Below are 13,226 nucleotides of genomic sequence, written 5' to 3' on the forward strand. Positions count from 1 at the left end.
GTTCCAAGGGTTATTTTATTGCTATCTATGCTAACGCCAATAGGCGTATTGCTTCATTTTTGATATTGATAGCTGCGTTATAATCTCTATCGAGATTTACACCGCATATACAAGAATAGACTCGCTCAGACAATGACATATTTTTCACATTTCCACAACTGCTACATGTTTTTGTGGAAGGAAACCATTTGTCTATTTTCACAAGCTGTTTGCCTTGTTCATTTAGTTTATAAGCTAAGAAAGAAGTGAACATACCCCAAGCATTATCAGCGACGCTTTTTCCAAAATGAAGTGCTTGCGATATTCCCTTCATATTTAGATCTTCAATAGCTACAACATCAAAATGAGTAGCTAACTCTTTAGACTTATGATGAAGGAAGTTCTTACGTTGGTTTGCTACTTTTTCATGCAGCTTAGCTACACGGATACGTTGTTTATTCCAACGCCCTGAACCTTTTGTACGTCTTGATAATACTCGTTGAGCATTTGCTAATCGGTCTAACATTTCACGATAGAACTTAGGATAATTGGCTCTCTCATCCTCAGAACTGACGTATAATTGATCCATCGCAAAGTCTAATCCAACAACTGTTTCTACTTCTTTTTGTACGATCTCTTTTTCGTATTCAGTCAAAATGGACACATAGTATTTACCAGTAGGTGTCATAGAAATCGTACATGACTTGATTATATGGCCTTGTGGTATTTCTCTATGCTGTTTGATACGTACCATTTTCAGTTTTGGCAATTTGATATGACCGTTAAGCAACATAATATTTCCGTTCACTACATTCGTTGTATAAGACTTTCTGTCTTTTTTGCTTTTGAATGTTGGGAAGTCATTTTGACCACGAAAGAAATTTTTATAGGCAGTTTGCAAGTTTAGTTGAGCATTTGCCAAAGCTAATGAATCAACTTCTTTTAACCACTCAAATTCTGCTTTGTATTTCGCAGGAGTGGGAAGCTTTTGTTTCTTTAGTTGATTCTTATCATCTTTATGTTTTTCATACGCTTCTTTCCGTTCAGCTAACATTCTGTTATACACGAAACGTACACAACCGAAAGTTTTACGCATAAGATGTGCTTGGTCTTCTGTTGGATACAAACGGAATTTATATGCTTTATTCTGCTTTGTCATATCATTTCACCTCACTTTTCACTTTGATTTTCAATATATGTTTTTACTACGTCTATTGGCGAACCACCAGTAGTTAGCAAGCAAAAACTTCTTGACCAAAACATCTCTTTCCAAAGTTTCTTTTTCACTTGTGGAAAGTCTCTTTTAATAAGTCGAGAACTTGCACTTTTATAAGCATTGATGAATTTTGTCATTTCTGTATTAGGGTGTGCCTTGAACAAAATATGAACGTGGTCTACATCATGATTCCATTCAACTAACGTGATGTTATAGTTTTCAGATAGTCGAACAAACATATCTTTTGCATAGTCTGACATATCATCATCAAACACATTTCTTCTGTATTTCACGACCAACACAAGGTGATAATATAACAAGAATACTGAATGATTATTACTATCTAATTTCATTTATATACCAGCCCTTATAATTTATAAGACTGATTATATCAGAGGTAAAATAAAAAGGAAAACCTTTTGGCTACGCCAAACCGAAATTCATCTCCCACCTACCGTTGGGCTACGCCCTTCACACGCTTGAGGAAGGAGAATTCTTTCCGGAAATTCGTTAAAAAAAACCATAATTTTTCCTCCAGTTATATATATCGAATAGTAGCAAACAAACCTGACATTCTACCGAATATTATAATTTACAAATATAAGTATAACACACCTAAAACACTATAGGATGCCAAACAAAGCCTTAACCATTTGTTCCTCTATAGTTTAAAAAGAAAAAAGACATTGAAACAAACCGTTCAATGTCTTTTTTCTTTTTAAATGTTTGTATACTCAAAGTATAATTTTTCTGGTTTTCCATAAATGTTAATTTCATTTTGATATAGGACAGCTAATGGCTGAAACATCTCAATGCTTTCCACATAGGATAATGAAGCAGTTGCTTCTATTTTTTCTTTAATCTCATTAGGAATGGCTGAGTAAGATAAGTTATTCATTTTACTTCCTAGTTTAGTATCTGTAGCAGCTTCATAATAAATCTCGGTAATTAAAAATTCATCATCTTCCGGATCATACATGTATCCTCGATTAACTGTAATCATATTATATAACTCCTCTCAAGTTTCATATTCTGATTCCTCGTGCTTTTAGCATTGCAACAAGTACTTTCCATATTTAGATTCCCTTTTTCTTCTCTTTCGAATGCCATTATGAATGGATACTTATTATCTTACTTCATCGTAAAATTTTGGAATTTCTAACAATATAAAGGTTTGATTTTATAGATAGTAAGTTCATAACTTTTAACGCGGTAATTAATTTTTTTCTTTTGAAAGTTTTAAATGATTTCCCCTATTGATAATGTTGGCTTATCTAAAGTAATTGCATGTTCATATTTCATCATAAATATCCTCTTTTCTAAATAAAAAGCACGAAATATGTGCGTTTATCCATATTTTTTTATGCTATGTATGCTCTGTAAAAATTCATATACTCTCCCCTCTAAATTAAACAAAAAGCACAAAATATGTGTTTTCTCATTTAGCATACTTTTAGTCCTAAAAGTTTATGTATAAGTGATTCCTAACTCGAAGACAACACAAAAAGGACTTCTTCAAGTCGATTAAAATGTGCATAGCAAAATAAGCTATATATACACTAATCGGCTCAAAGAAGCCCTTTCATAATTGAAACAAGAATACAACTTGTTTCTAAAACTCAACCACAACACATAGGGTGTGGGAATAAACGGAATCAATTAAACAATAAATATAGATTTATATTAAACTATTTTTATATTATATTCAATTATTTTCAATAGAACAGGGATAAGAAGGAAGTTTATATGCAGATCCCACATGTATTGTATAATAATGCCCCTGAATCCCCTGCTATAAATCCCCTCTTATATTCAGTCCCTGGAGTTACTTCATGTACTGTATTTCAAAATATAGCTTTTCTGGCTTTTGATTTTGAACTAAATAACAAAGTATTTCCTTTATATTTTTTTCTTCTACTTCAACACTTTCCATATAGGTCATACTTTCGTTTTCCTGGACCTTTTGAAAAATAGCAACAGGTACTTTAACTGCATCAAATACACCCATGTTACTGCCTAACTTTTTTTCTGATGTACCATCATAGAAAATTTCATTTACTATTACCTCATTATCATCAGGATCGTACATGTACCCTCTTTGTATACGTAGCAATATAGTACTCCTTTCTTGTATATTCCTCCAATAAAATAATTATATTTGTATATAATGTTATTTTATTAACAGGTGTCAAAGAATATTATTTCGCAAAATCTGTGCTTTGTATAGAGGTAGATACAGGATTATTAATTTTGTTAAGTTTTTTTGAATACTCCAAGCTAATTATAAAATAAACAAGCCACCCTTAAAGCGAAAGCTTGTATGGTGGCTTAGTTTTCTATAAATAGCTTTGTATCTAATTGTTTGATCTCCCCTTCTGCAAGAGGTTGATAAAAAGCGTGTTGTAATCCTTGAAAATGTAAAGATTCCCCTATGCATAACAATACTTTACCAGGAATTAAATCAAGTAATAGTTCATTATTAATTTGCTTTGCTTGTTTTTTAGTAGAAACATAAATAACTAAGATTGTAGGGTTATTCCCTAAGTCCTGCATAATAACATCTTTTCCTGACTCTACAAAAGTCTTCCATCTAGCAATTATTCGTTTTAATCGATCCTTTTGATCAGATAATAAGGTGGAGTATACAACAAAGTTAAATTTACGTTCTTTTCCTCCATTTATTATAAAACTTAAAGAAGGGGTAAAAACCCCTTTACTAATAGATGGATGCATAATATGACCTAAAAATGAAGGAGCGTAGCGTAAATGACAAAGTAGGTCTATGTCATGCCAATAACGCAGGTGAACATATTTACCATGATTGTCAAGACGCTCTGGGGCAAAGAAGAACATATTTCCTTGCCAGTATTTTAGTAGTTTAAATCCATTATTGGATAAGGTATATGTTTCTTCAAAGATTTCCATATCAAAAATTTCTACTTGCCATTTTTCGATAAATTGATAGTAAAGTAATCCTTGAAGTGCATTGTTAATTTTCTTCCGCGAAAATTTATTCTTGAATAGATATAATAAATGATTAAACCGAACGGATGTATGAACACCAATAAAATTGAGTATAGCATATTGTTCCTCTGTTAAAAGCTGCTTAAACTTAACTAATTCGTCATAAGAGTGGAATATATAGGTTTTATCCAAATCATGTATCCGATATATTTGAAGTCCTTGTATATCCTCACTTGATAAATGAGGAATAGAAGGAATATAAGTAGACATTTGTTTCTCTATTGTACGCATAATCATCCATTAAAATTGGTAAATTGACGAATTAGATTTTTTACTTTGGCCTTGCGGATAATTTAGGATACGTACAGTTCCTCTTCTATTTTTAGCATCAATATTAAGCAGCTCACATGTAACAATTGTTTGGTTTACTGCGTCATCCACAGTTGGATTTGCCAGATTACGACCCTTTAGCCCTTTAAACTGAATACCTGGTGCAACTTCTACGAAAATCCCAGCAATAGCATCTACACCTACAATTTTACCTACAAAGCGGTCACGTCGTTTGTTTAATTCTAATAGTTTTTCCATTGGATCCGTTTCAAGTTTCTTTTTATTTCCTCTAAACTCATAGCGCCCATCCTTTTCCACTACTTTATCGATGATAAGCTCTACAACATCGCCAATAATAATATCCGCCGAACGAATGAATGAGACCATTGCGAGTATCTTACTCCTACTGTTACACCATGAACTTCAACCAGAATAGTTTGTGCAGATGGAATATGTCCAGAAACTGTTCCTGTGTATACTTTATTCCCCTCTTGCTCTACTATTTCTTCATATAATTTTCTTTGCAGTGCAAGTTCTCCTGCAGTGATAGATACAACAGCAAAGTTCCCTTCCTCAGTTCTTTGGAAATGCTCAATAATAACGGGTTTTGTTTTACCTATCAGCCATTGAGGATTTTTAGGAATATTTATACCTGCCTCTGTAAGTGGACAATATGCTGTCGTATGAGTACCAATTTGCATTGTGAGCACTTGTATCCGCTCAGATGTCCCGTTTTTAGTTGGGAATAATTTTTCAGATACTATGGTAATTAAGCCTTTCCCTACAGTACGTTCACGTTTCATACGAGCTAATTCTTCTAATTCATGTTCACGTATTCTTTCAAATTGATTGAAAGTTGATTCTATAAAGATGTCCTCTAGCGTGTTATCCGGTTCAAATGCCATCCCTAGTTCTTTTGTAATATGAGTATTTACCTTATCTTCAAACATTATATTTTCCTCCTAGAACGTAAAAAAGGACACACCTGTACCGTTGGAATGGTACAGGTGTGTCCTTCACGTAAATCATGTTTTATTTGTATAATTATTAATTAAAATATAACGTTTTTATGTAATTTGTGCAAGTATTATTTTTTGAAAAGGGAAAAGTTAAAATACTATATCTAACCTTTCCTCCTAATTTAAGCTAGATTTTCCCTAAAAATATAATCTTGAATAAAAAGTTATTTTAGGTTTCTATAGGTATTAATCAAAAAAATTATCCAATTCCTTACTCATTACATTAGATGTATTTTTCTTTTGTTGCTGGTTTTTATTAAGTAGTGACTTCGTATTGTTATACGTATTCTTTTGTTTGGCTTTTAAGCCTTTTTGGCGTTCTTTATAGTTCATATGTTTATCTTCATGCTGCTCTTCATTATTTCTAGTGTTCTCTACCAAATTCTTTTCTAAGTTTTGATGAACAGTAATGCTAATGGATTCGTAAACTTTTGCAACTTCTTCATCAAGTTTATTTTCTTTAGTAGGATTAACTGTTTTTGTAGCTGGTTTCAAATTAGTTTTCATATCTGTTTTTGCTTCCTCTAATACTGTAGTTATAAGTCCCTCTGTTAGAAGCTTTTTTTGCAATGAATCAGTCTCAACAGGAATTCCTAAATGAATTGGGTAATCTATATCCCTTTTTGCTTCCAACATAATATTAGATACCTCTTTCTTCCGTTCTGCTAGCTCCATATTTTTTTTAGGACTTACAATTTCCATATGTGTCTCTTTTGTTATATTCGGCAGCTCGCCATTCCGTTGTAGGGCATCTTGTAATCTTGAAGCACGTGTATAATCGATTTTAAATGCGTTCTGTAGTGCATGTATAGAAGCATTCCCTGATTCCTTAAAAAAGGCTACTACATCATCATATAGGATGTCTTTAAAGAAGCCTGTTTCCTCTTGCTTTGCTTCTGTCTCTTCGTTTGGAATGCTATTTTCTCGTGAAGTCGTATTATCTAAATCTGTATTAGATGAAAGAGTAGTATTGATTTGAGAATCCTTTGATAATATCGACGTACTATTATTTTTTGAAATTAAAACTTTACGAGGGCTATTCCCAGTGTAAGTGCTCACAACATGATTGTGTTCTAACTTCTCAATAAATTGTACAGCCTTTATATGGCTGATTCTGAATTTTCTTTGCAAAAGAGATGGTGAGATTTGTTGTGATTCAATAACGAATGCCTTAATTTCTTCATACAACTTATTTTCAGTTTCTTCAATAACATTTCCCTGTTGACTGACATCCTTAAAATAATCAGGAAAAGTTACATTTTCTACGGTGTTTGTTTCTATGGAATTATTTTGTTCTATTTTATCACCATGCATAGGTGGAAATGATTCTATCTGTTTTATATTATTTGCATCTACATGTTTCATAGGATTTGATTTTGCGATAGATTCTTCAATGAGTCGAAGACGTTCAGTTTCCCAATATTGTCCAGACTTGATCTCTACTTGAATGATTGCTTGAGCAAATTCCTCTTTGGGTACAAAGTTACTAGTAATTTGTTGTACAGGTTGCACATGATTGTCTTGTACAATACGCGCAGCACAAATGAAGGCACCTTGTGCCATGATATCTCCTGGTGACATAACGACTTCTTTTAATTTTTGATATGTCGAACCTAAGCGACTAACGGGATTCTCTTGCATAGGAGAAATCCCTTGTTCAGATTCGGATTCTTTAAATTCCTCTGTTTCACCAAACATGTCAGAGAAAATTTTCGCATCATATGGTGTTACATCACCAAATATCATCTTGTTACGGAACGAACCTAGTAAAGTAAACATATACTGCTCTGTGAAATCCAAAGCTAATTGAGATAGTGTTTGACTTGCAATTGTCAGAATGACTTTATATTTACGAGATTGTGCAGGGAACTCTTTGAACGGGCGCACAAATGTGTAGCATCCTAGCCCGAGAGGGCTGGGGTAGCTACTAACCCTTACGGGTCGCGATAGGTAAAGCTTTGAAGTTATCTCTACTTTTCCCCCGCCCCACACCGTGCGTGCGACTTTCACCGCACACGGCGTTCCATCGGTTCAGATTGATAATCCCTAACAAATTTAGTTAGTATCATCCTTATTCTTTGCCTCGCGATTAAGATAAGGTGAACAATGAGATATATTTCAAATGTGTAGCAGCTCACGGTATTTCTTTAGTTTCGGTAGTTTGTATAAGATACTGCCTTCTAAGTCCTTTTGATGTATAAGCTTATGGCATCTTATGCACATGGTGGCAAGATTGCTGAGTTTGTTGATTTTCTCTAAAGGTAGTCGATTATTAACGTGATGGCAATGTATGTTAGTTGGAATCAACCCTGTCTTACATATTCGGCACTTTCCTTTGTCGCGATTATATGCATAATCGCGATTAAGTATATATTCAAAGTTATAGAGTCGTTTATTCTTAGTTTGTCTAAGCATCTGATACAAGACCATTTGGTTGATTTGGTCGTTCGAATAAATGGTTGGTCTCATTTTCTTATCGACCTTGCCATGTCTTCTCGAATAAATTATCCTTCCTATCTGTGTATAGGGGGTCGTATCATAATTGTATAGGAGTGCTTTAGTACTAGGTGTAAAACTCATTTTGGTTAATCCTATCTTAACTCCATCGACTTCAACGAAGGGAACTTTGGTTTTATGCCCTTTATGCCTATCTTTACGATTATTAAGATTTTCAGCTGGAGTAAGTATTTTTTCGAATACTCCTCCACCATGTTTGTTCTTAATAGACTTGTAGAATGTATAGCGTATTTTGTCATCGCATCTAACGAAAATTCTAGCAGAATTTCCTATACGGAAATAATTACTAATACCAAAAATTTTGGCGTTAATAAGTTCTATTTGGGCGGCAACATCGTGAGAGTTGGTTGTTTTCCGAACATTGTATGTATCTCGAAGAATTTCTCTCATTTTAGAGTTTAATTTCTTTTTGTTCGGTATAGCTTTTCCTGCAATACGGTTTTTCAGTCTCATCTTTTCAGCTCTGATGTCGAATCCTAGGAATTGGGCTGGCTTCTCTCTCATATCGGTAATAAATGTTTTCTCCTTTGATAATTCTAATTTGAGTATATGTTTGTAATACTTATCGATTTTAGTCAAGAGTGTTCTTGCCTGTGCTTTATCCTCGCATAGAATTATCCAGTCGTCTGCGTATCTAACAAGAAAACATTTCTTATGTTTTCTAACTACTTTTCTAAGTCCTGTACTGAAAGCGTGTTTAACAGTATAACGCGCGTAGTGTTCTTCGAACTCTTTAGCTATCATCCAGTCAAAGTTATTTAAGTATATGTTCGCTAACAGGGGAGATATAATTCCACCTTGTGGAGTTCCCAACTCCGTAGGGAAAAGTTGATTATCTTCTAGTACACCTGCTTTTAACATTTTCTTAATAATAGTTAGGAATCTCTTATCCTTTATGCCCATATTCCACATTATTTCAACAAGTTTATTATGGTTAATATGGTCAAAGAAACTTTTGATGTCACCTTCGATGGCTACGTACGTTTTTGACCTAGAAATGGTATTCAAGATTCTGCCTATTGCATAGTGACATGAACGATAGGGACGAAAACCATAACTATGGTTGAAAAACTTCGCCTCTGCTATGGGTTCTAACACCATTCTTGCTGTTTCTTGGATTATCCTATCTATCATGGCTGGGATTCCTAGAGGACGCTTTTTACCATTGCCCTTGTCAATGTAATGCCTTCGAACGGGTTTAGGTTTGTAGTTGTCTATGTGTTCCCAAATGAGTTTGATAAGCTGTTCCGTTTCCATTTGTAGGTAGTAGTTCACGTCTTTCTTGTCAATTCCGACCGTTTTACTCCCACGATTGCTTTAAATGTTGTGAATTGCCGTTTTAATAGTCTGCTTGTTTTTCATTAGTTCTATCATGCCATGAAAAGAAGAGTTATCTTCTTTGGCCTTTTTGTATATTAGGTCTAACTTATCTTGGAGCTGTGCTTCATTATCTATCAAATGTCCTTTAATCCTCATTACATCTCCCCATTATTCAAGCGATTGTAACGATGTGCTGTTTAATTCCCACTCTAGAAGAGGTTCATATAGACATTTGAAATATCCATTGTTATTCTGAATCGACTGGTCCCCTTCGCTCCACGGACATTACTCCGCTTCCTCACTACTACGAGACCGCTGCCACTTGCATTGTTTCAAGCAGGATCACACTCCCTAAGGCAATGCAAGCTTCCCAAGTTCCATTTGTTCTATCCCTTATTTTACATTCCTTTAGGTGCCCACTTTAAGCCGACGGTACTCACCAGTCTTGAGTAGCTCTAACATACTGGTTCAGCATAATCGGTAATTACGAAACCGATTATGTGCAAGGATTAGAATTTCGAACCTCTCCTTGTTCCCGTTATTCCTTCCGATTGCTCACGTTAAGAAGGGATTCCCTCACGACGCTTCAAGACATGGATTCCTTCCGTCACCATTGGGATGTTTTTAAAGACCACCGCACCATATAGGCATTAGTGAGTTGTGCCATCAGGTTACGACCTTACCTAACTTCAGACCCTAACTCGTGTGTAAGTTAGCGCATGTAGGGGTATCATGGCTAGGATTAATGAGCTATTATCCTAGAATGGGAGTTTCACCCATAAAATTCGAACAAATAGTTAGGCTGTGTAAGAGTCAGCCCCTCCATTTCACGCCGCTACGTTTATAGGAGAACTTGGCGTACCATAATCCGGGAACTCATCCACAATAATGTGATGATAAGGCGAGACGTTTGGTTCCCTACGGAATACCGCATTCTGCATACTCAGCAATACAAATTTTCCCAATACGTTTGAAAGGTCTGCTAATTCCCCTTTCGCAGTATTAACAAGTAGAATGCCACCCTGCTCTAAGTAGGGTAAGTACCCAGCGCCTTATCATATTTCTATGATAGGTTTCCAAGTACTCCCCCCCCCCGAACCGTACGTACTCGTCTCCAAGTATACGGCTCTCCATTTATCAATCCAACTTACCTGAGTGTAAATCTATGTGACATTGATGGCAGAGTGCCATGGTTTTTCTTTTTCTAGCGATCATCATTTTCTCCCACATTTTCTTACCTTTTAGGTCTTTTAACTTTCTTATGTGGTGTATTTCGATAGCTAGGTTCTTTTTGCCACACATTTCACATTCTTCGGCTAATAATCGTTCAATGAGACTTGTTCGTCCAGACATTTTTAAGGTGTTTGGGAGAATATCGACTTCTGTTTTGGTATCTATACTAATGTGTCTCCGAAATCCTTGGTCATAAAGATATCTTATCTTTTCACCGTTTTTAGTTTTGTATCGTATACCAAATTTCCCATTAGTTCTATATTTGTTGAGTATTTGTTTAACACTTTTTTTGTACTTGCTAGCGAACGTTTTATACATACTATATTCCATTATGTATTTGTATTTATTTATAACACTTACGTTGTTCGCCAACTTGTAGTATTCATATAGACCACGAATTTCTGCGTTGTAGATACTTAAAATCTCTAAGTCGTCATTATCTTTTAGATAGGTTCTGTGTCTAGGTTTCCAAGTACCTGTATTTTTATCAATTGCTAGTGCGTCTTTTTGAAATAGGTTCTTTATCCATTTGTTTTTGGGTACGTATAGTTTAGGCGTGAAAGAGAATACCCTTTTTGTCCTTCTATGGGTTGTTTTTGCTATTGCTTCTTCTCTTGAGATTGTAATATCGTAACCGAGAAATTGTACTAATTTTTCACTATGGGTTATGAGAGTCTTTTCCTGTGACAACTCGAGTTCAAGGGTTTCTTTAAGAAAAATCGTAAGATTTTCTTTGACTTGAATAGCGTCTTCTTTACTACCTATTATTCCTATGAGGAAATCATCTGCGTACCTGGTATATACAATTTTTTTGTAGTTTTCGTCCATAGGTTCTTTTGAATGTATAGAGAGCTGTTCTTTGTGTAGTTTGTTCCACTGTAGTTTAGCTTCTCTTTTTTCGTCCTCTGACATTTGTCCCCATTGTTCCTCATGTTTTTTTCGTAGTCGGTATTTCTTATCTGAAAGGTACGCATAATCACGATTTGTCTTTCTTCTTGCTCCTTTATCAAATTGTTGTTTATAGATCTTCATAAATTTGTCTAGTTCGTTCAGATAAATATTTGATAGTATGGGACTGATTATGCCTCCTTGAGGGGTGCCAGAGAATGTGTTGTTATATGTCCATTCTTCAAGATAACCTGCTCTGAGAAACTTCCAAATTAACCTTATAAATTTTTCATCATCAATCCTTCTTTTAAGGATATTTATAAGTGAGTGGTGGTTTATGTTATCGAAGAAACCTTTTATGTCCCCCTCAACAAACCATCGTACTCCTCTATATGTCTTTTGAATTTGAATTAACGCAGTATGACAGCTCTTTTTAGGTCTGAACCCATGTGAATCATCGGAGAACGTAGATTCATATATACTCTCAAGGATACTTCTTATTATTTCTTGTATGATTTTATCATCCATAGAAGGGATGCCTAGTGGTCTTTTACCACCATTAGCTTTCTTCCTATAAATCCGTCTAGCTGGATAAGGTTTGTAGGTCTCGTGTTTAATTTTGTCTATAAGAGTGTTAATTCTTTCAATACTCATTCCATCGATATTCTTTCCATCCATACCTTTGGTCATGTTGCCTTCTTTGGCGTATATCTTAGAATATGCCGTATAATAAAATTCTGGATTATACAGGTTTCTGTATAGTCTCTTGAACTTGTAATCTGTATTACTAGCCATGGTACGTAGGCTGTTTAATACCTCATTTGGATTTCTCATAGAGCCTCACGCTCCTTCCTAGTTTGTATTAAACTGATAAACTGTTTCCCTTCGCCCTGTAATAGGCTTTCCCTATCTCTGACTACTACGGAAACTCCGTTACCTTATTGGATATTCATAAGCCACATACCTTGTTTTACACTTGGTATCATCCTTAATAGCCAGTTTGTGTTGGCGTTCCAACTTAGGTAATCCCCATTTAGTACATTTAGAGATGAGCTTGCTATAGTGTCGGATGCGACTTTCGTCCTTTTCCACCTACAGTGGATAGTTAGTAATGGGTCTCTGAAACTTGAGTCTAAAGTAGTAGAACTCGTTCTTCTAAAACATTTAATATCCACTTAATTAAATGGTCATTACTACATAACGTTACTAGTTACCTTTCGTCATGGGGTTCGATATCCCCCTTTGGACTATCGTTTAAGCAGTTTAGCTTTCATCCTTGTCTATACGTTTCATCTGGCCATTCAGTCGTAATTTGGTAACTAATTAACTTATGGCTTTACCAACATGCTACACTCCCCGTTCAGTTTCCTTCACGGATAAGTTGGTTGATGATAGGCTTTTGTGAGACCTGAGCCTACAACTTTGCTAGAGTTGAATCTCTAAATGCCCGTATGGGCGCACATGGACATCGAAATCAAAATCAGATTTCCCAAATAAAACACGTCGTATTAAAACGTTTGAAGCTAAATCTTTTAAGATGTTGCGTAAACCTTTTACATATTCTTCTTCTCTGTCATAATGCATCGGTTGTCCGCGGTATTTTCCAGATTTATAAACTGCTGGTTCACCTTGAAAATCCAGCTTTTCACGAATGGTATTATATAGCAATAGGTAAGGTTTTGAGGCAATCTCCACCTTTTCCCCTGCTCCACACCGTACGTGCGATTTTCACCGCATACGGCGTTCCATCATTAAATTAA

General features: G+C 35.1%; 8 protein-coding genes and 4 pseudogenes. All 12 read right to left on the reverse strand.

The features are described from left to right. Nucleotides 1-25 precede the first annotated feature (25 nt). Nucleotides 26-1,138 carry an RNA-guided endonuclease TnpB family protein gene (locus tag AXW78_RS27480; protein WP_000166235.1) on the reverse strand — a complete coding sequence of 371 codons (1,113 nt, stop codon included), beginning with the start codon at nt 1,136-1,138 and terminating at the stop codon, nt 26-28. An 11-nt stretch (nt 1,139-1,149) separates the two neighbouring features. Continuing rightward, nucleotides 1,150-1,548 carry an IS200/IS605-like element ISBth16 family transposase gene (tnpA, locus tag AXW78_RS27485; protein ID WP_000762752.1) on the reverse strand — a complete coding sequence of 133 codons (399 nt, stop codon included), beginning with the start codon at nt 1,546-1,548 and terminating at the stop codon, nt 1,150-1,152. A gap of 365 nt (nt 1,549-1,913) precedes the next feature. Next, nucleotides 1,914-2,198 carry a hypothetical protein gene (locus AXW78_RS27490; RefSeq protein ID WP_000633824.1) on the reverse strand — a complete coding sequence of 95 codons (285 nt, stop codon included), beginning with the start codon at nt 2,196-2,198 and terminating at the stop codon, nt 1,914-1,916. An 822-nt stretch (nt 2,199-3,020) separates the two neighbouring features. Continuing rightward, on the reverse strand, nt 3,021-3,308 hold the full coding sequence (locus AXW78_RS27495) for a hypothetical protein (RefSeq protein ID WP_033703350.1): 288 nt from the start codon (nt 3,306-3,308) through the stop codon (nt 3,021-3,023). A gap of 215 nt (nt 3,309-3,523) precedes the next feature. Beyond that, the gene (locus AXW78_RS27500; RefSeq protein ID WP_001259114.1) at nt 3,524-4,450 is read right to left on the reverse strand and encodes a hypothetical protein; all 927 of its coding nucleotides are present in this window, start codon (nt 4,448-4,450) and stop codon (nt 3,524-3,526) included. Nucleotides 4,451-4,459: 9 nt separating this feature from the next. Next, nucleotides 4,460-5,439: pseudogene (locus AXW78_RS27505) on the reverse strand (RNA-binding protein). A 255-nt stretch (nt 5,440-5,694) separates the two neighbouring features. After that, nucleotides 5,695-7,395 (reverse strand): annotated as a pseudogene (locus AXW78_RS27510) (DNA translocase FtsK); the annotation flags it as partial. Nucleotides 7,396-7,626: 231 nt separating this feature from the next. Continuing rightward, the gene (gene ltrA / locus AXW78_RS27515) at nt 7,627-9,282 is read right to left on the reverse strand and encodes a group II intron reverse transcriptase/maturase (RefSeq protein ID WP_003303963.1); all 1,656 of its coding nucleotides are present in this window, start codon (nt 9,280-9,282) and stop codon (nt 7,627-7,629) included. A 60-nt stretch (nt 9,283-9,342) separates the two neighbouring features. Continuing rightward, the gene (locus tag AXW78_RS35000) at nt 9,343-9,501 is read right to left on the reverse strand and encodes a hypothetical protein (protein ID WP_002182079.1); all 159 of its coding nucleotides are present in this window, start codon (nt 9,499-9,501) and stop codon (nt 9,343-9,345) included. A 671-nt stretch (nt 9,502-10,172) separates the two neighbouring features. Then, a pseudogene (locus tag AXW78_RS35795) lies at nt 10,173-10,379 on the reverse strand (conjugal transfer protein TraG); the annotation flags it as partial. Between the two features lie 103 nt (nt 10,380-10,482). Further along, nucleotides 10,483-12,300, reverse strand: coding sequence for a reverse transcriptase domain-containing protein (locus AXW78_RS27520; RefSeq protein ID WP_001245664.1), 1,818 nt, complete (start codon nt 12,298-12,300; stop codon nt 10,483-10,485). 591 nt (nt 12,301-12,891) lie between these two features. Next, nucleotides 12,892-13,125: pseudogene (locus tag AXW78_RS27525) on the reverse strand (conjugal transfer protein TraG); the annotation flags it as partial. Between the last annotated feature and the right edge of the window lie 101 nt (nt 13,126-13,226).

Source organism: Bacillus thuringiensis, from assembly GCF_001595725.1.
Lineage (GTDB): Bacteria > Bacillota > Bacilli > Bacillales > Bacillaceae_G > Bacillus_A > Bacillus_A thuringiensis_K.